Here is a 19,240-nt window from a genome sequence, read left to right as displayed (position 1 = left end):
GTGACCGCCGAGCTCGCCGCCCGCCCGGCCGCCCCGGGGCTCCCGGCCGACCCCGTCGCCACCCTCCGGCACCGCCGCCGGCGCCGGCTCGCGCTCGTGGTGGCCACGCTCGCGGTCCTCCTCGTGGCGATGGCGACCCTCGCTCTCACGCTCGGCGAGGCCTCGCTCGCGCCCGGCCGCGCCCTGGCGGCGCTGTTCGGTGCCGGCTCCGACGCCGACGTGTTCGTCGTGCACCGGCTGCGGCTGCCGCGCATCGAGACGGCGGTGCTCGCGGGCGCGTCGTTCGGGCTCGCCGGCGCGCTCTTCCAGACCACGCTCCGCAACCCCCTGGCCAGCCCGGACATCCTCGGCATCGCCAGCGGCGCCAGCCTCGGGGCCGTCACGGCCATGCTCGTGCTCGGGCTCACCGGGCTGGCCGTGTCCGGGGCGGCGTTCGCCGGCGCACTGGTCGTCGCCCTGCTGATCTGGCTGTTCGCCTGGCGCCAGGGCCTGCATTCGATCCGCTTCGTCCTGGTCGGCGTCGGCTTCGCGTACCTGTGCTCGTCCTTGCTGGCGTGGCTGCTGGCGAGCGTCGAGATCCGGGCGGCGCAGTCCGCGCTCGTCTGGACGGTCGGGAGCGTCGCCGACGTGCGCGGCGCCGACCTCGTGACGTTCGCCGTGGCCGCCCTGGTGCTGGGCGCCGGGGTCGCCCTGGCGTCGCGGTGGCAGGGCCCGCTCGCGCTCGGGGACGACAACGCGCGCGCCCTCGGCGTCCCCGTCGACGCGGCCCGCGTCACGTCGTTGCTCCTCGCCGTCGGCCTCGTGGGCGTCGCGACGTCGTTCGTCGGTCCGCTCGCGTTCGTCGCGCTCGTCGCCCCCGCCATCGCGCGCCGGCTCCTCGACGACGGCGGCGCCGCGCTCGTCGTCTCCGTGCTCACGGGTGCGCTGCTCGTTCTCGCCGCCGACGTCGTGGGGCAGCACCTGCTGTTCGGTGTCGAGGCCCCCACCGGCATCGTGACCGGCCTCATCGGCGCCCCCTACCTGCTGTGGCTCCTGGCCACCGACCGAAGGAAGGCACTCGCATGACCGACGTGCACCGGCCCGCACCGGCGCCCGCGCGTCCCGCCGCCACCCGCGAGGCCGCCCCCGACGTGACGCTGCGCGCGCACGGCGTGAGCCTCGGTTACGACGGGCGCCGCGTGATCGACGGTCTCGACCTCGAGCTCCCCGCCGGCAGCGTGACGGCGATCGTCGGCCCGAACGCGTGCGGCAAGTCCACGCTGCTGCGCGGTCTGGCGCGCCTGCACCCGCTCGACGGCGGGAGCGTCACCCTGGGCGGGGAGGACGTGGGCGCACTGTCGCGCAAGGAGCTCGCGAAGCGGGTGGGGGTGCTGCCCCAGTCGTCGATCGCCCCCGACGGCGTCCGCGTCGCCGAGCTGGTGGCCCGCGGCCGGTACCCGCACCAGGGATGGTTCGGCCGGCACAGCTCCACGGACGACGGCGCCGTGCTGCGCGCCCTCGAGGCCACCGGTGTCGCCGACCTCGCCGACCGGCCGGTGGCCGAGCTGTCGGGCGGGCAGCGCCAGCGCGTGTGGATCGCGATGGTGCTGGCACAGGAGACGGACATCGTGCTGCTCGACGAGCCCACGACCTACCTCGACCTGGCCCACCAGGTAGACCTGCTCGACCTGCTGACCGAGCTGAACCGGACCCACGGCACCACCGTCGTCATGGTGCTGCACGAGCTGAACCTCGCCGCCCGGTACGCCGACCACCTCGTGGTCATGAGCGCCGGGCAGGTGGTGGCCGAGGGCCGGCCGGGCGACGTGCTCACGGCGGCCTCGGTGCACGCGGCGTTCGGGCTCCGTGCCCGGGTGGTGCCGGACCCGGTGTCGGGGACGCCGCTCGTGGTCCCCCTCGGACGGACGCACGACGGCGCTACGACATAGGTTAGGCTCGCCTCACCTACTGTTCCTCTCGCGCCGTCGGCGCGAGCACACCGAGGAGTACTCGTGCGTCTTCGCCGTCCTCTCGCCGCTGCCGCCGCCCTCTCGGCGACGGCCGCCCTGACCCTCGCCGGCTGCGCCTCCGACGACACCCCGGAGGACGGCGAGTCCGCCGCCTCGGGCAACGTCCGGTCCGAGGCCACCGACGAGTTCCCGATCACGATCGAGCACGCGCTCGGGGAGACGGTGATCGAGGAGACGCCGCAGCGCGTCGCCACCTGGGGCTGGGGCTCCACCGAGGCCGCCGTCGCGGCGGGCGTCTACCCCGTCGCCGTCGCCGAGCAGATCTACACCGTCGGCGAGGACGCGCTGCTGCCGTGGGTCGAGGAGGCCTACGAGGAGGAGGGCGTGGACAAGCCCGCCATCCTGTCCGACCCGGAGGGCGGCAGCACGGTGCCCTACGAGGAGTTCGTCGAGGCCGCCCCCGACCTGATCGTGGCCCCGTACTCCGGGCTGACCCAGGAGCAGTACGACGTGCTGAGCGACGTCGCCCCCGTCGTCGCCTACCCGGACGCCCCGTGGACCACGACGTGGCAGGACACGATCACGCTCACGGCCCAGGCGCTCGGCCGCTCCGACGCCGGCGACCAGGTGCTCGCCGACATCGACGACTTCGTCGCCCAGAAGGCCGCCGAGCACCCCGAGTTCGCCAGCAAGACGTTCGCGGCGATCTACGACGACCCGACGAAGGGCATCGTGTCCGTGTACACGTCGAGCGACCCGCGGACCGTGTTCCTCGAGGGGCTCGGCGTCAAGAACGCGCCGTCGGTCGCGGAGCTCGACACGTCGAACGGCAGCTTCTACTTCGACCTGTCCTACGAGGAGCTGGACAAGCTCGACTCGGACTTCGTCATCTCCTACTCGGCCAGCGAGGAGGCCGCCCAGGCCTTCGAGGACAACAAGGACCTCCAGGCGATCCCGGCGGTCAAGGCCGGCAAGGTGGTCGAGGTCGTCGGCACGCCGCAGGTGTCCGCCGTGTCCCCGCCCACCGCGCTGTCGGTGTACTGGGAGGACGGGATCCCCGCCCTCGTCGACTCCATGGCCGAGACCCTCGGCGACTGACCGCCGCGGGCCCGCGCCCGTCGAGCCCGCCGGGACACGGTCCCGGCGGGCTCGACCCGTGTCGGGGGCCGCTCAGTCCTCGTCGGGGGTGTCCACCGCGCCGCCGTAGCGCCGGTCGCGACGGGCGAACTCCTCCACTGCGCGCCACAGGTGCCGCCGATCGACGTCCGGCCACGGCTCGGGCAGGAACACCATCTCCGCGTAGGCGGCCTGCCAGATCATGAAGTTGGACGTGCGCTGCTCCCCCGACGAGCGCAGGAACAGGTCGACGTCGGGCAGGTCGGGCTCGTCCAGGTACTTCTGCACCGTCTTCTCGGAGACGCGCGCCGGGTTGAGCCTGCCGGCGGCGGCGTCGCGCGCGATCGCGGCGGCGGCGTCGGCGATCTCGGCCCGGCCGCCGTAGTTGACGCACATCGTCAGCGTGCAGCGGTCGTTCTCCCGGGTCATCTCCTCGGCGACCTGCAGCTCCTTGATCACCGAGCCCCACAGCTTCGGGCGTCGTCCGGCCCAGCGGATGCGCACTCCCCACGAGGACATCTCGTCGCGGCGCCGGCGGATGACGTCACGGTTGAAGTTCATGAGGAACTTCACCTCGTCGGGCGACCGCTTCCAGTTCTCGGTGCTGAACGCGTACGCCGACACGTGCTTGACCCCGATCTGCACGGCGCCGGCGACGACGTCGAGCAGCGACTTCTCCCCCTGCTTGTGCCCCTCGACGCGCGGCAACCCGCGAGCGTTGGCCCACCTGCCGTTGCCGTCCATGACGATCGCCACGTGGTTCGGCACGAACTGGGCGGGGATCGCGGGCGGCGTCGCACCCGACGGGTGCGGGTAGGGCTCGGCGTACCGGGCGTCGGCGGTGCGGGGCATCAGGCCTCTCTCTCGGTCATGCGCGCCCGATCAAGCGCGCTCGATCATGCGCAGGGAACGCAGCGTGCGCTCCAGGTAGTACTGCGAGTACGCGGCCACCAGCCCGGACGCCTCGGTGCGGTGGCGTGCGTCGGAGGCGTCCGCCGTCTCCCAGTCACCGCCGAGCAGGGCGCCGAGCAGCGCGAACGTCTCCGGAGCCGGGGCGGTGGAGCCCGGCGGGCGGCAGCGGGAGCACACGGCGCCGCCCTGCCCCACCGAGAACGCGTGGTGCGGACCGGGCTCGCCGCAGCGGGCGCAGTCGTTGAACGACGGCGCCCAGCCGGCGACGGCGAGCCCGCGCAGCAGGTACGAGTCGAGCACCAGGCCCGGCGCGTGCGCGCCCTCCGCCAGCGCCCGCAGGGCGCCCGCGAGCAACCAGTACTGCTGCACCGCCGGCTCGTGCTCCGCCGCCACCAGCCGGTCGGCGGCCTCGAGCATCGCCGCGCCTGACGTGTACATCGCGTAGTCCTCACAGATCGCGCGGGCGTACGGCCCCACCGTCTCGACCTGCGTCACGGTGTCGAGGTTGCGCCCTGTGTGCAGCTGCACGTCCACGACCATGAACGGCTCCAGTCGCGCCCCGAAGCGCGACGACGTGCGACGCACCCCGCGTCCGACCCCGCGCACCTTGCCGTGCTCGCGGGTGAGGAACGTGACGATCCGGTCGGCCTCGCCCAGCTTGTGGGTGCGCAGCACGATCGCGTCGTCTCGGTACAGGGGCACGGGCCCATTCTCTCAGCCCCCACCCACGAAAAGTGGCAGAGCCACGTCGGGGTACGCACCCCGACGTGGCTCTGACGGGTCGTGGCGCCGGCTCAGGAGCGGGCGGCCCGGTTCACGGCGGACACGATCGCCTTGAGCGACGCCCCCGTGATCGAGGGATCGATGCCGACGCCCCACAGGACGTCGTCGCCCACCTGGCACTCGACGTAGGCCGCGGCCGTGGCGTCGCCGCCCTCGGAGAGCGCGTGCTCCGCGTAGTCCAGCACCCGCACGTCCACGCCGACCTTCGAGATCGCGTCGACGAACGCGGCGAGCGGGCCGTTGCCCGTGCCCTCCAGGGTGTGCTCCACGCCCTGGTCGAGCACGTCCACCGCCAGCGCGGTGGCGCCGCCCTCGGCCGCGGTGGTCCGCGTCTCCCGCAGCTTGAGGCGGCCCCACGGCTCCAGGCCGCGCGGGTCGTGCACCTCGACCGGCAGGTACTCGTCGCTGAAGATGCGCCAGATGTCGGAGCCGGTGACCTCGCTGCCCGCGGTGTCGGTGAACTGCTGCACGACCCCCGAGAACTCGATCTGCAGGCGGCGCGGCAGGTCCAGCGAGTGCTCGGTGGACAGCAGGTAGGCGATGCCGCCCTTGCCGGACTGCGAGTTCACCCGGATGACGGCCTCGTACGACCGGCCCACGTCCTTCGGGTCGATCGGCAGGTACGGCACGCCCCAGGTGAGGGCGTCGACCGGCTTGCCCTCGCCCTCGGCACGGGCCGCCATGTGCTCGAACCCCTTCTTGATCGCGTCCTGGTGCGAGCCCGAGAACGCGGTGAAGACGAGGTCGCCCACGTACGGGTGCCGCTCGTGCACGGGAAGCTGGTTGCAGTGCTCGACCGTGCGGCGGATGCCGTCGATGTCGGAGAAGTCGATCTGCGGGTCGATCCCCTGGCCGAACAGGTTCATGCCCAGCGTCACCAGGTCGACGTTGCCGGTGCGCTCGCCGTTGCCGAACAGGCAGCCCTCGATGCGGTCGGCGCCGGCCTGGTAGCCCAGCTCGGCCGCCGCGACGGCGGTGCCCCGGTCGTTGTGCGGGTGCAGGGACAGCACCACGTGCTCGCGGAACGCCAGGTTGCGGTTCATCCACTCGATGGAGTCCGCGTACACGTTCGGCGTGGCCATCTCGACCGTCGCGGGCAGGTTGACGATGACCGGGCGCTCAGCCGTGGGCTCGAGCACCGCCAGCACCTCGTTGCAGATGCGGGCGGCGAACTCCAGCTCCGTGCCCGTGTACGACTCGGGCGAGTACTCGTAGTACACCGTCGTCTCGGGGATGGTCTCCTCGAGCTTGCGGCACAGCCGCGCGCCCTGCAGGGCGATGTCGACGATGCCGTCCATGTCGCTGCGGAAGACGACCTCGCGCTGCAGGATCGACGTCGAGTTGTAGATGTGCACGATCGCCTGCTTGGCGCCGCGGATGGCGTCGTACGTGCGCTCGATGAGGTGGTCGCGGCACTGGGTGAGCACCTGGATGACCACGTCGTCGGGGATGCGTCCCGTGTCGATGAGCTGCCGCACGAAGTCGAAGTCCGTCTGCGACGCGGACGGGAAGCCGACCTCGATCTCCTTGTAGCCCATCTGGACGAGCAGGTCGAACATGCGCAGCTTGCGCTCGGCGTCCATCGGCTCGATCAGGGCCTGGTTGCCGTCGCGGAGGTCGACGGCGCACCAGCGGGGAGCCTTCGAGATGCGGTTGTCGGGCCACGTGCGGTCCGGCAGGTCGACGGTGATCTGCTCGTGGAACGGCACGTAGCGCGTGTACGGCATCCCGGAGGGGCGCTGCGGGTTGGCGCCGGCGATGCCCTGGGGGTGGTGGTTCTGCATGGTGTCGCGTCCTTCGGTGGGGGCTCGGTGACCGTCGTCCCGGGTGGGGTCGTCAGTCGTGACCATTCGGCCGGCGCGCCAAAGCCTCCGCGACGGGGGTCCGGCCTAGAAGGCCCCGCCGCGGCACCGAAGGAGAAGGCTCACCGTGCGCTGCACGCTGCCACCGTACACCTTCGTCCGAGCGCCGCCCGAGGCGTCCGACATCCGGCCGGACGCCGCACGGCGCAGGGCAGGGGCCTACCGCCGGGAGCGCAGCGCGGCGTCCACGGCGGGGTCGCCGAGGGCACCGAGCCAGTCCAGCAGGGCCGGGTAGGTGGACGGGTTCGCGGCCACGTAGGAGCGCAGGTGCGGCGCCTCCGCCGAGATGCGCGCGAGGTCGGCGAGCGGCGTCGACGGGTCCATCGCCTGGGCGGCGGTCCATCCGGGGGCCTGCGCGGGCGGAGCCTCCCGCACCGGCGGCAGCACCTGCGTGGAGTCGGGCGCCTGGGTGACGCGCACGGGCTCCATCTGCTGCGTGGCGTCGAGCGGGCGCGCCGCCGTCCGGGGCGCCGCCTGCGGCTCGGTCGCTACCGGCGCGGCCACGCTCCAGGATGCCCGCTCCGCCTCGGGCGTCGTGCGCTCGGCCGGCGTCTCGTCAGCGGAGCCGGCGGGCGCGGAGACCTGCACCGCACCGGTGGCGGGCTCCGCCACCTCGGTGACGGGCGCCGCGGCCACGGGTTCGGGCGACTCCGGAGCCGAGGCGACGAGCTCGCGGACCGACGGCGGCACGAGCAGCACGGCCAGGGCGACGGCCGGCAGCCCGAAGGCGACCAGCAGCTCCTCGACGTTGGACTGGGTGCCGAGGCCGGCCCGTGCGACGACGATCACCAGCCCGAGCACGACGATCACGCACGCGGCGCCCACGGCGGTGACGTGCCCGGCACGCGGGTCGCGCGCGAGGGAGCGCCGCGCGGCGACCGCGACACCGGCCATCAGCACGCCGACCACGAGGCGCAGCACCCGGCCCACGCTCACGCCGTCGGCGACGACGAGCACCAGCGCGACGAGGGCGACGAACGCCGCGACCAGGGCGACGAGCCCGAACGCGCGCACGGCGACGGCCACCCAGCGCGCGGCGCGCACGTCGTCCGGGTCGCCGGCCGCAGCCGTGGCGTCGTCGACGACGCGCCGTGCGGTGACCGCGGCGACCACCGGGAGCAGGAGCAGCCCCAGGCGCTGGCCGTGCACGCTCTCGAACCAGGGCCGCAGGTTGCCGCCGGCGAACAGGACGAGCTCCAGTGCGACGGCGCCGCCCAGCGCGAGCAGCACGTAGCCCGCCGACAGGTCGCCGGAGCGCAGGTAGGTGCCCACGGTGAACCACAGCACCCCCAGCACGACGAGCGCGTTGAGGGTGCCGACGACGGTCACCGCCCACGGTGCGCCCTGCACGAGGGCGGCGACGGGAGTGGCGAGCGTGCCCAGCGCGACGATCCCGGCCACCGCGGCGGGGGTGTGCGTCCACCGCGGCGCCGCCGCGAGCGCGGCTCCCGCGAGGCCCACCGCGAGCCCGGCGCCGACCCCGCCCGCGGCGTCCGCCGGGGCAAGGGCGTCCAGCACCAGGTAGACCACGGCGACGACCGCGTAGGGCAGGCAGGCGAACGCCACCGTGCGACGGGACGTGAGGACGTCCCACGAGGAGGGCCCGACGCCGCCGCGGCGCAGGTAGGGAGCCGCGAGGGCGAGCAGCGCGAGCACGGTCACGAGCACGATCTCGAGCCGGTCGCTGCCGCGGTGGGCGTGGTCCCAGGGCAGCGGGAGCGCGACGAGCAGCGCGAACGCGGCCACCACGTCGCGCACGAGCTCGCGCACCGCCACCCCGCCGAACGGCGAGCGCTCCTGCTCGGGGGCGTCGAGGGTGTCGGGGTCGGTCATGCGTGCGTCTCCAGGGCTGGGGATCCGAAGGGGCCGGGGTGCCGTGCCCCCGCACCCGTTTCTACCCGACGCAGCGCCCTGTCGTCGTCTCCCGCGCGGGCGGGTTGGTCACAACGACCGCCTCGCTCAGATGCCGAGCTGGTAGACGCCCCAGTACGCCAGGGTGCCCAGGACCGCGAGCGAGCCGGCCAGGGTGCACCAGAACGTCAGCACGGCCGGCCAGCCGCGGGCGACCGCGACGTCCGCCCCCGCGCGTCGCTCCGCGCGGGCGTCGGCCACGCGACGGATCACGAGCGCGGCCGCGACGGCAGCCGCGACCCCGAGGAGGCGCACCACGATCCACCCGCCCTGCACCACGAGGTCGTCCCGCTCGTAGTCCAGGGCGAGGCGCGCCACCGCGAGCAGGTACGCCACCAGCGCGATCATGGTCGCGACCGAGCCGAGCGCGAGTCCCAGCAGGGACGACCTCAAGCCGCGCGCGAGGCGGGGCGCGACGGTCGACGAGCGGCGCAGGAGGGTGCGGCGCACCAGGGCGTGCGCCCCCCACACCACCGGCCCGACCACCAGCAGCGCGACCCCCGCGATCACCGCACCCACCACGATGTCCCCGTTCCCCCACCAGCGGGGCTGCGGGACGGCGGAGGCGAGATAGAGCTGGTTCGGCGTGTCCCCGGCGATCCGGGGCGCCGCATCCGCCGTGGCGGGCATGCCCTGCACCCAGGTGGCGACGTCCCGCGCGAAGTCCGGGTGCAGGTGCATCCCGCCGTCCAGCGGCACGTTGATGCCGTGGTTGGCCCCCGCGTAGTAGCGCACCGTCACGGGGGCGTCGTCCCCGTTCACGGCGGTGTCCGCGATGACCTGCCGCGCCCCCTGCTCGATCGGCATGGACGGGTCGGCGGTGCCGTAGGCCACCAGCACGGGCGCCGTCTGCTCCTCGAGCCACGGCCGCACGTCGAAGTCGGCGTACTCGAAACCACCACCGGGCAGCTGCATGCCCACCGCGCGCGGGATGGCGCGGAAGACCTGCTCGGGCACCCCGGTGTTGCGCAGGTAGCTGTCCACCGCGAACGCCGCCTGCTGGCGCGGCGGCACGACCGGCGCCGACACGAGGACGGTGAACGCGATCGTCGGGTCCTGCGCCTGCATGACGGGCACGATCCACGTGCCCTCCGACTCGCCGTAGACCCCGACCTGCGCGGCGTCCACGCCGTCGACCGTGCGCAGCAGGTCCACGGAACGCCGGTAGTCGGCGGCCATGGCCACGTAGTCCCGGTCGCGCGTCGTGTAGGTGTCGAGCCGCTTGTCCGGGACCAGCGTGACGATGCCGGCGCTCGCGAGGGCCGTCGCCGACTCGATGAACGCCTCGGTGGACTTGCCCGTGCCGGCGCCGTGCACGTACACGACGCCGGGCCGGTCGGCCAGCACCTCGCCGTCGTCGCCCACCGGCTGTCGCAGCAGACCGCCCACGGCCGTGCCGTCGAGCGGGATCGTCACCGCCGTCTCGCGGACCTCGTACGCCCCGACCGCGCCGAGCTCCTCGGCCGCCTCGGCGTCGACGCCGCCGATCGCGGTGTCCTCGGTCGCGGGGACGAGGTGGTCGGTGACGGGCACCGGGTCCCACTGCGGCCCGGCCACCGCCCCGGTCAGTGCCAGGCCCACCAGGATCGCCGCCGTCGTCGCAATAGTCCGGAACACCACGCAGCGATGCTACTCGGCGCAGCCCTCCCCGACGGCGTGGATATCCCCCACGACCTTGGAGGACGTCCCCCGTGCCGCGGCGCGTCCCGCCGTGAGCGGCGTCAGAACCCGAGCCGCTGCAGCTGCTTGGGGTCGCGCTGCCAGTCCTTGGCCACCTTGACGTGCAGGTCGAGGTACACCCGGGTGCCGAGCAGCTTCTCGATGCCCTCGCGGGCGTTCGTGCCCACCTCGCGCAGCCGCGACCCGCCCTTGCCGATGACGATCGCCTTCTGGCTGTCACGCTCCACGAACAGGTTCACACGCACGTCGAGGAGCGGCGGCCGGCCCTTCGCGGCGTCCCCGCTGCCCTCGCGCTCGACGATCTCGTCGACCACCACGGCCAGGGAGTGCGGCAGCTCGTCGCGGACGCCCTCGAGCGCCGCCTCGCGCACCAGCTCGGCGACCATCACCTGCTCCGGCTCGTCGGTGAGCTCCCCGCCCGGGTAGAGCGCGGGCCCGGCCGGCAGGTGCGCGACGAGCACGTCGGTGAGCTCGTCCACCTGGTAGCCGTCGCGCGCCGACACCGGCACGATGGCGGACCAGTCACGGTCGAGGGAGCGGGCGAGCTCGTCGACGGCCATGAGGTGCTCGGCCAGCCGCCCGCGGTCCACGAGGTCGGACTTGGTCACCACCGCGACGACCGGCACCGCACGCCGCCCCTCCATCAGGGGGGCGAGCTGGGAGGCGATGTAGCGGTCGCCGGGCCCGATCTTCTGGTCGGCGGGCAGGCAGAACGCGACGACGTCGACCTCGCCGAGCGTGTCCTGGACCAGCGCGTTGAGCCGCTCGCCGAGCAGGGTGCGCGGGCGGTGCAGCCCCGGGGTGTCGACCAGCACGAGCTGCGCGTCGTCCCGGTGCACGATGCCGCGGATCGTGTGCCGCGTGGTCTGGGGCCGCGCGGACATGATCGCGACCTTCTCCCCCACCAGCGCGTTCGTGAGGGTCGACTTGCCGACGTTGGGCCGCCCCACCAGGCAGGCGAAGCCGGAGCGGTGGGCGTCGCCCTCGTCGTGAGGTCCGACGAGGGACGGGTGCTGGGGCGCGGAGGTCATGCGTGTGCTTCCTTCTGGTCTGGCGGCGTGGCGTGCTCGCCACCCGCTGCTGGGTCGTCGTCGTGCCGGGAGGTGGAGGTCGTGCGGCGCACCCGGAGGGTGGCGAGCTGCTTGCGACGCCCCTCGACGTGGTCGGCCACGAGGTGCAGGCCGCCGACGTCGGCCGTCGCGCCGGTGAGCGGTACCTTGCCGAGCGCCTTGGCGAGCAGGCCGCCGGCGGTGTCCACGTCGTCGTCGTCGAGCCGCAGGTCGAACAGCTCGCCGAGCTCGTCGACGGGCATCCGCGCGGAGACGAGGAACGTGCCGTCGCCCAGGTCCTCCGGCTCGAGGACCGGGGCGGTGTCGTGCTCGTCGGTCAGCTCGCCGACGAGCTCCTCGATGACGTCCTCGACGGTGACGAGCCCGGCGATGCCGCCGTACTCGTCGACGACGACGGCGATGTGGGACCGGGACGCCTGCATCTCGCGCAGCAGCTCGTCCGCCGGCTTCGACTCGGGGACGAACACGGCGTCCCGGGCGACGTCGACCACCGGTCGGTCAGCGGCGCCCGGCTCGTTCTCCAGCACCCGGGCGACGTCCTTGAGGTAGGCGACGCCCACGAGGTCGTCCACCTCGTCGCCGACGACCGGGACGCGCGAGTAGCCCGAGCGCAGGAAGAGGCGCATCGCCTTGCGCAGCGGCGTCGTCGCCACGACCGTCACCATGTCCGTGCGCGGGACCATGACCTCGCGGGTGAGCGTGCCGCCCAGCTCGACGACCGAGCGGATCAGCTCGCGCTCGGCATCCTCGATCGCCTCGTTGTCGCGCACCCGCTCGGCGACCTCGCGCAAGGCGTCCTCGCCGGGGTCGTGCTCGCCGTCCCGCTCCGGGGCGCGGCCGCCGTTGCGGTCCGACGTGCGGACGGTGAGCCAGGCGGCGCCGCGGTGCACGGCCGAGAGCGGGCCCGCGAGCGCCACGAGCACCGGCAGCGGCCGGCGCAGGCCGAGCGCGCGCGGGCTGAGGCGCACGAAGACGACGCCCGCCACGAGCCCCACGACGGCCGCGGCGAGCATCACCTGCCACCACGAGTCGAACCAGTCCGCGATCATCAGGGTGGCCGCCGCGAGCGCCACGGTCTCGGCGAAGACGCGCACGAGCGCGAACGCCGCCACCGCGGCGGGCGGGTCGACGACCAGCCCCTGCGCCGCGCGCAGCCGGGCGAGCCGCGTGCGCCGCGCCGCGGACGTGAGGTCCTCGGAGGTCTCCGCCTCGATCACGGCGTCCGCGACCGAGGTGCGCGTGATCCGCAGCACCGCGGCCTCGCCGGCCGACAGCATCCCCGCCAGGGCGAGCGCGACCACGGCCACGAGAGCCAGCAACAGCTCGGGTCCGTCCATTCAGGCCACCGTCGCCGTCACCGGCCGGCGAGGAAGGTGAGCAGGAGACGGCGCTGCAGCGCGAACATCTCCTTCTCCTCCTCCGGCTCGGCGTGGTCGTACCCGAGCAGGTGCAGGATGCCGTGCGTCGTGAGGAGCAGGAGCTCCTCCGCGGTGGTGTGCCCCGCGACCTTCGCCTGCTGGGCCGCCACCTCCGGGCACAGGACCACGTCGCCGAGCGTGCCGGGGGGCGTCTCCTCGCCCTCGCGGCCGGGGCGCAGCTCGTCCATCGGGAAAGACAGCACGTCGGTGGGCCCGGGCTCGTCCATCCACTGCACGTGCAGCTCGGTCATCACGGTCGTGTCGACGAACATGATCGACAGCTCGCTGCGCGGGTGCACGTGCAGGGTGTCCAGCACGAACCGGCCGAGGGCGGCGAACTCCGCCTCGTCCACCTCGACGCCGGACTCGTTCGCTACTTCGATGCTCATGACCTACGTGCCCCTCGCTGCCGTCCCTGCGTCTGCCGACCCTGCTCGGGCCGCGCCATGGCCACGTCCCAGCGGGCGTAGGCGTCGATGATGTCCCCGACGAGCCGGTGCCGCACGACGTCGGCCGAGGTGAGCCGGCAGAACTCGACGTCGTCGACACCGGTGAGGATGTCCTCCACCACCCGGAGCCCCGACGTCGTGCCGCCGGGCAGGTCCACCTGGGTGGCGTCGCCCGTGATGACCATCGTGGACCCGAAGCCCAGACGGGTGAGGAACATCTTCATCTGCTCACCGGAGGTGTTCTGCGCCTCGTCGAGGATGATGAACGCGTCGTTGAGCGTGTTGTGAGTGACGAGGAAGTCGTCGGTCACGTACAGCGAGTCCGCGGCCGCGACCTGGATGCACATCGTCTCCTTCTCCCCGGCGGGGAGGATCGAGTCGATGAACCGCATCGGCCGACCGCCGCCGAGCTCCGCGTACTTCCGCGCCTTGCGTGCGAGGCGGAACGGCGACACACCCTCGGGCAGCCGGATCTCGACGACGAAGGCGTCCGACCGGTACGGGACCGGCCGGCCGTTCGCCAACCCCGGCTTGCGCCCCTCGGCCTCCCGGACGCGCGTGGTGGCGGTGCCGCCCAGAGACCGGACGAGCCGCACGACGTCCTTGTACAGCTGAGGGGACGTCGTGCAGAACTGCACCCGGCAGGTGCGACCGGCCTGCGTCACGGGACCGCCGTCGGTGTCCAGGAGACCCTGGAGCAAGGCGAGCCGCACGGCCCGGCTGTTGTTCAGGTAGACCTCGGGCACGAACTTGGTCCGAGACGTCCTGCCGTCCAACCCGAGCTCTCGCAGCGCCACCTTGACCGGGTTCGCGACAATGACCCCGCCTCGATGACCGTCGAGGTTCCGGAGGACGTAGTTGTAGCCTCCCTTGTCGACCAGCTCGATCCCCGGCAACGCAGCTTCGAGCGCTTCGGCGAGCTCCGGATCCGCCGTCGCGAAGGATGGCGTCGCGTGCGCCGTGCTGCTGCCGTCGCCCAGCATGAGACCGAGCGCATAGGGGTCCATGGGCACGCCCTGGGATTCGAGCTCCACCGGGTCCACCATCGGGAGCTCGAACCGTCGGGTACGGCCGTCCCACTCCTGACCGAGCATCTCCCTGGTCTCGAGGGTCCGGGCCTTGCCACGTCGCTTGTCGGAGGCAGTCCGAACGGTCCACAGGTGCTCACCGCAGCACACCGTCGACGACGCGTCGGACGCGGTCACCCGGTACACCTGCTTCACGCCCTGCGGATAGATGCCGAGGACTGGCGTGGGACGCCCGTCCGAACCGATGACGAGGTCGCCCACCCGGAGGCTGCCCATCTCACGGAATCCTGTCGGCGTGAGGACCTTCGCGTCGTAGGGCTGCGCCCGGCCCCGCATGTACGCCAGCGGCGCCACCTCGATCGTCCCGGCCTCGATGAGCCGCGGGATCGCATCAGGATCCATCATGTCGTGGAGCGCGTCGTACAGCGGCCGCAGGTACGGGTCGATCTTGTCGCTCAGCGATCCCGGCAGGTAGCCGAGCTTCTCCCCCGCCTCCACGGCCGGGCGCGTGAGCACGATGCGGTTGACGCGCTTGGCCTGCAGCGCCTGCACGGCCTTCGCCATCGCGAGGTACGTCTTGCCGGTGCCCGCCGGGCCGATGCCGAACGTGATCGTGTTCGCGTCGATCGCCTCGACGTAGTGCTTCTGACCCACCGTCTTGGGGCGGATCGTCCGCCCGCGGCTGGAGAGGATGTTGAAGGTCAGCACCTCGGCCGGACGCTGCACCGGCGCCGCGGTGAGCATCTGCACCGACCGCGCCACGACCTCGGGGGTGAGCGGCGTGCCGGACTCGACCACCTCGACCAGCTCGTCGAGGAGCCGGGAGACCAGGGCGACGTCACCGGCCGGGCCGCCGACCACGATCTCGTTGCCGCGCGCGTGGACGTCGACGCCGGGGAACCCGTCCTCCACCGCCCGCAGCACGGAGTCCCTGCTGCCGAGCAGCGCCACCATCGGCACGTGCGGCGGCACCACGATGCGGTGCTCGGTGGACCGTTCGCCATGGGCGCCGCCGGGTGTCGCGCCAGATGTCGATGCAGTGCTGGGTGTCGATGTCATGGGCCGGCTTCGCCGGGCCCTCCTTCGCGAGACGGGTGTCGTGGGCATCACGAGTCTATCGAGCGGGTGCCGACCCCGGCACGTGGTTTCCCCCGCATCCCCCGCGCGGCCTGTCACGAGGAACGACGCTCAGGCGGGCGTCCAGCCGAGCTGGGCGCCGGCGAGCACGTGGCCGTGCACGTGGAACACGCTCTGCCCGGCACGCGGGCCGGAGTTGAAGACGAACCGGAACTGGCCGTCGGCGAGGTCGCCCGCCACCCGGTCGGCCAGCTGCACCACCTCGGCCAGCAGCGCCGGGTCCGCCGCGGCGAGCGTCGCGACGTCGCCGTGGTGCTCCCGGGGCGCCACGAGCACGTGCACGGGCGCCTTCGGGTCGATGTCGCGGAACGCGATCACGCGGTCGGTGCTGGCGACCACGTCCGCCGGCACGTCGCCGGCGACGATCTTGCAGAACAGGCAGTCGGTGCTGGGCGCGCTCGTCATGCCCAGGACGCTACCGCGCCGGGGGCGCAGGGTCAGGCCCAGCGGCCGAGGCGCTCGCTGAGCAGGGCGACGGCGACCGGACCGGCCGTGGAGGTGCGCAGCACGTGCGGCCCGAGGCGCGCGGCGACGGCGCCGGCCTCCTGGAGCGCCGCCACCTCGTCGTCGGAGATCCCGCCCTCGGGCCCGACGACGACGAGCAGGGCCGGGGCCTCGACGGGCTCGACCGCCGGCGACCGCTCGGCCGTCGGGGCCGGGGCCGGGAGCGCGACATCGGCGAGCGACGTCGTGGCGTCCTCGTGCAGGACGACGACGACCCCGCGCTCGGCGACGACCTCGCGCACGCGGGCGGCGAGCTGCCGGGTGGTGACCGGCTCGGCGACGGCCGGCAGGCAGGCGCGCCGCGCCTGCTTCACCGCCGAGCGCACGGTCGCCACCCACTTCGCGCGCGACTTCGCGGCCCGCTGCCCCCGCCACACGACGACCGATCGGTCAGCCTGCCACGGGACGACGGCGTCGACGCCCACCTCGACCGCGGCTTCGACGGCCAGCTCGTCCCGGTCGCCCTTCGCGAGCGCCTGCACCAGCGTGAGCACGACGTCGGGGGCGGACTCGGCGACCACCTCGTCCACGCGCAGGCGCACCTCGCCGCCCTCGACGGCGTCGACCACGCACCGCAGGCGCGTCCCCGCGCCGTCGACCACGTCCAGGCGCTCGCCCGGACCGCGGCGCTGCACGACGCCCGCGTGCCGCCCCTCGGCGCCGTCGAGCAGGTAGACGTCGCCAGCGGCCAGCGCGCCGAGCGCACCGCCCTCGGCGAGGAACACCGGTGCGCTCACGTCGTGCTCTCCTCACGCGACCCCTGCGGTGCCTCGCTCCGGCACACCTCGTACCTCGGCGTACCTCCGCGGGGGCTCCTCGCGCTCACGTCAGCGGCCGCTCAGCTTGTCCCGCAGCCGGGAGAACACCCCCGGGTGCGCCGCGGTCAGCCGCGGCTCGGGTCGCTCCTCGCCGCGCAGCGTGGCCAGCGACCGGAGCAGCTCGGTCTGCTCCTCGTCCAGGCCTGCGGGCACCTGGACCTCGACGTGCACGTTGAGGTCGCCGCGACCGCCGGCGTGGAGGTGCCCCACGCCGAGGCCCTTGAGCGTCACGACCTGGCCCGGCTGGGTGCCCGGCCGCAGGTCGATCTCCTGCTCGCCGTCCAGCGTCTCGAGCTCGAGCACGGTGCCGAGCGCGGCCGCCGTCATCGGCACCTGCAGGGTGCAGTGCAGGTCGTCGCCGCGCCGCACGAACGTCTCGTGCGGCTTCTCGCGGATCTCGACGTACAGGTCGCCGGCGGGGCCGCCGCCGGGGCCGACCTCGCCCTGCGAGGTGAGCTTGATGCGGGTACCGGTGTCGACGCCGGCCGGGACGTTCACCGTCAGCGTGCGGCGGGAGCGCACGCGCCCCTCGCCGGAGCAGTCGGCGCACGGCTCGGGGATGACGGTGCCGAAGCCCTGGCAGGCGGCGCACGGCGCGGTCGTCATGACCTGGCCGAGGAAGGAACGCGCGACGCGCTGGACGTTGCCGCGACCGTGGCAGACCTCGCACGTCTTGAGGTCGGTGCCGGGCCGGCAGCCGTTGCCGCTGCAGGTGCTGCACACCACGGCCGTGTCGACCTGCAGCTCGCGCTTGGCGCCGAACGCCGCCTCGGCGAGGTCGATGTCCATGCGCACCAGGGCGTCCTGGCCGCGACGGGCGCGCGGCACCGGCCCGGCCGGGGCGCCACCGCCGCCGAAGAACGTCTCGAAGATGTCCTGGAACCCGAAGCCGTTGCCGAACCCGGCACCGGCGCCGCCCGACGGCGAGCTCGGGTCCACGCCCATGTCGTACTGCTGGCGCTTGTCCGGGTTGGACAGCACCTCGTAGGCGCGGGCGACGTCCTTGAAGCGTTCCTCGCCGGCCTCGCCGGCGACGTCGGGGTGCAGCTCGCGCGCGAGCTTGCGGTACGACTTCTTGATCTGCTCGGCCGAGGCGTCGCGGGGGACGCCCAGGATCTCGTAGTAGTCGGTCACAGGTCTCTCTTCGGTGACGTGTCGGTGACGTGCACGGTCAGGTCGGCGGGCTCGGGGCACCGCGGGGCGATCAGCTGGGCAGCACCCTGGACAGGTAGCGGGCGACGGCGCGCACCGAGGCGATCGTGCCCGGATAGTCCATCCGGGTGGGGCCGATCGACCCCAGGATGGCCACGGTGTCGCCGTCACCGCCGTAGCCGGAGGCGACGACGGAGGTCTCGGCGAGCCCGTCGAGACGGTTCTCGTGGCCGATACGCACACCCACGCCCCGGCCGGGTTCGGACGCCAGCTCGGTGAGGAGCCCGAGCAGCACGACCTGCTCCTCGAGCGCCTCGAGCACGGGGCTGAGCCCCTGCTCGAACCGCATCTCGGCGCGGGCCAGGTTGGCGGTGCCCGCCAGCACGATGCGATCCTCGCGCTGCGCCCCGAGCGTGTCGACCACGAGGTCGGCGATGCCGCGGGCGAGCGGGGCCAGCGTCGCGTCCACCCCGGCCACGACGGCGGCGAACGCCTGGGGCAGCTCGGAGAGCCGCTTGCCCGCGGCGGCCGCGTTGAGGCGGGCGCGCAGCTCGCCGAGGGTGCCCTCGTCGAGGGCGCCCGGGTCGGGCTCCGGCCCCGCCGGGGTGTCGACGGCGACGACGGCGGGCTCGGCGCCCGGCCCGGCGCCGACGTCCAGGAACCGCTGCTCGACGCGGCCCGTGTCGCTGATCACGACGACCAGCAGCCGCGCGCCGCCGACGGGGACGAGCTCGAGGTGCCGCAGGCCGGACAGCCGCAGCGACGGGTACTGGACCACGGCCACCTGACCGGTGAGCTGGGCGACGAGCCGCCCGGCCCGGCCGAGCACGTCGTCCATGTCGATCGCCTCGGAGAGGAACGTCTCGATCGCCCGCCGCTGCGGGCTGGTGAGCGGACGCACCTCGGCGAGCCGGTCGACGAAGAGGCGGTAGCCCTTGTCCGTGGGGATCCGGCCGGCGGACGTGTGCGGCTGGGCGATGTACCCGGCCTCCTCGAGCGCGGCCATGTCGTTGCGGATCGTGGCGGGCGAGACCCCGAGGCCGTGCCGCTCCGTGAGCACGCGCGACCCCACGGGCTCGCGCGTGTGGACGTAGTCCTCCACGATCGCGCGGAGCACGGCCAGGCGTCGTTCCTCGCTCACGGTCCTCCCTCGTCTCGGGCGCGGTCCTGGGTGCGATACCGGGCCGCCGCCACTCTTAGCACTCTCGTATCCCGAGTGCCATCCTACGCGGGCTCCCGACAGGTCCGCCGGACGCCGGCCCGGCACGCCGTCGGCCGCGTTCGTCCCCGACGTCGTCCTGGCGCCGCCCTCGCGCCGTCGCGCGCCTGAGGTACCCGGGAGGCGTCTGAGGTACCCCGCCGCGCGAAGATCCGGCACCTGACCGATCCGCCGCCGTACCTCAGGAGCCGAGGGTGGAACCACCGGCGGCCACCTGGCCACGGAGAAGGAG

15 protein-coding genes and 3 pseudogenes are annotated in these 19,240 nt (G+C 73.7%); 3 read left to right on the top strand and 15 right to left on the bottom strand.

Going from position 1 to position 19,240, the window contains the following annotated elements:
- From B5Y66_RS12720 to B5Y66_RS12710, 3 genes are all read left to right on the top strand, one after another.
- Positions 1-1,065: a FecCD family ABC transporter permease gene (locus tag B5Y66_RS12720; RefSeq protein WP_079574850.1), complete on the top strand. Its 1,065-nt coding sequence runs from the start codon at positions 1-3 to the stop codon at positions 1,063-1,065.
- The gene (locus tag B5Y66_RS12715) at positions 1,062-1,928 is read left to right on the top strand and encodes an ABC transporter ATP-binding protein (protein WP_079574849.1); all 867 of its coding nucleotides are present in this window, start codon (positions 1,062-1,064) and stop codon (positions 1,926-1,928) included. Before B5Y66_RS12720 ends, B5Y66_RS12715 begins: the two co-directional genes overlap by 4 nt.
- A 63-nt stretch (positions 1,929-1,991) precedes the next feature.
- Complete coding sequence (locus B5Y66_RS12710; RefSeq protein WP_079574848.1) at positions 1,992-3,047, top strand: iron-siderophore ABC transporter substrate-binding protein; 1,056 nt, start codon at positions 1,992-1,994, stop codon at positions 3,045-3,047.
- 72 nt (positions 3,048-3,119) lie between these two features.
- Here B5Y66_RS12710 and B5Y66_RS12705 read toward each other — a convergent pair whose 3' ends face one another.
- The 15 genes and pseudogenes from B5Y66_RS12705 to B5Y66_RS12645 form a co-directional block, all read right to left on the bottom strand.
- On the bottom strand, positions 3,120-3,917 hold the full coding sequence (locus tag B5Y66_RS12705; protein WP_079574847.1) for an isoprenyl transferase: 798 nt from the start codon (positions 3,915-3,917) through the stop codon (positions 3,120-3,122).
- Between the two features lie 30 nt (positions 3,918-3,947).
- Positions 3,948-4,679, bottom strand: a complete 732-nt coding sequence (gene recO / locus B5Y66_RS12700; RefSeq protein WP_079574846.1) for a DNA repair protein RecO — start codon at positions 4,677-4,679, stop codon at positions 3,948-3,950.
- Between the two features lie 92 nt (positions 4,680-4,771).
- On the bottom strand, positions 4,772-6,544 hold the full coding sequence (gene leuA, locus B5Y66_RS12695) for a 2-isopropylmalate synthase (protein ID WP_079574845.1): 1,773 nt from the start codon (positions 6,542-6,544) through the stop codon (positions 4,772-4,774).
- Between the two features lie 237 nt (positions 6,545-6,781).
- The gene (locus B5Y66_RS22540) at positions 6,782-8,455 is read right to left on the bottom strand and encodes a DUF7937 domain-containing protein (protein WP_079574844.1); all 1,674 of its coding nucleotides are present in this window, start codon (positions 8,453-8,455) and stop codon (positions 6,782-6,784) included.
- Between the two features lie 126 nt (positions 8,456-8,581).
- Positions 8,582-10,153, bottom strand: a complete 1,572-nt coding sequence (locus B5Y66_RS12685; protein WP_139820869.1) for an alpha/beta hydrolase family protein — start codon at positions 10,151-10,153, stop codon at positions 8,582-8,584.
- Positions 10,154-10,254: 101 nt separating this feature from the next.
- Positions 10,255-11,244, bottom strand: coding sequence for a GTPase Era (era, locus tag B5Y66_RS12680; RefSeq protein ID WP_079574842.1), 990 nt, complete (start codon positions 11,242-11,244; stop codon positions 10,255-10,257).
- On the bottom strand, positions 11,241-12,620 hold the full coding sequence (locus tag B5Y66_RS12675; protein ID WP_079574841.1) for a hemolysin family protein: 1,380 nt from the start codon (positions 12,618-12,620) through the stop codon (positions 11,241-11,243). The genes era and B5Y66_RS12675 overlap by 4 nt, the downstream gene beginning before the upstream one ends.
- A 17-nt stretch (positions 12,621-12,637) precedes the next feature.
- On the bottom strand, positions 12,638-13,090 hold the full coding sequence (ybeY, locus tag B5Y66_RS12670; protein ID WP_079574840.1) for an rRNA maturation RNase YbeY: 453 nt from the start codon (positions 13,088-13,090) through the stop codon (positions 12,638-12,640).
- Positions 13,087-13,431, bottom strand: a pseudogene (locus B5Y66_RS22965) (PhoH family protein); the annotation flags it as partial. The pseudogene B5Y66_RS22965 and the gene ybeY, both read right to left, overlap by 4 nt.
- 264 nt (positions 13,432-13,695) lie before the next feature.
- Positions 13,696-14,133 (bottom strand): annotated as a pseudogene (locus B5Y66_RS22960) (LAGLIDADG family homing endonuclease); the annotation flags it as partial.
- A gap of 369 nt (positions 14,134-14,502) precedes the next feature.
- Positions 14,503-15,237: pseudogene (locus B5Y66_RS22955) on the bottom strand (PhoH family protein); the annotation flags it as partial.
- A 129-nt stretch (positions 15,238-15,366) separates the two neighbouring features.
- Entirely contained in the window at positions 15,367-15,720 is a 354-nt protein-coding gene (locus B5Y66_RS12660) for an HIT domain-containing protein (protein ID WP_079574838.1), read from the bottom strand.
- Between the two features lie 32 nt (positions 15,721-15,752).
- Positions 15,753-16,556, bottom strand: coding sequence for a 16S rRNA (uracil(1498)-N(3))-methyltransferase (locus B5Y66_RS12655; protein WP_079574837.1), 804 nt, complete (start codon positions 16,554-16,556; stop codon positions 15,753-15,755).
- Between the two features lie 90 nt (positions 16,557-16,646).
- Positions 16,647-17,771, bottom strand: coding sequence for a molecular chaperone DnaJ (gene dnaJ / locus B5Y66_RS12650; protein ID WP_079574836.1), 1,125 nt, complete (start codon positions 17,769-17,771; stop codon positions 16,647-16,649).
- A 70-nt stretch (positions 17,772-17,841) separates the two neighbouring features.
- Positions 17,842-18,930, bottom strand: coding sequence for an HrcA family transcriptional regulator (locus tag B5Y66_RS12645; protein ID WP_079574835.1), 1,089 nt, complete (start codon positions 18,928-18,930; stop codon positions 17,842-17,844).
- Positions 18,931-19,240 lie beyond the last annotated feature (310 nt).

Source organism: Krasilnikoviella flava, from assembly GCF_900167525.1.
In the GTDB taxonomy this organism is placed as follows: Bacteria; Actinomycetota; Actinomycetes; order Actinomycetales; family Cellulomonadaceae; genus Isoptericola; species Isoptericola flavus.
Note: the sequence above shows the minus strand (reverse complement) of the source record. Positions and strands in the feature narration are given on the sequence as shown.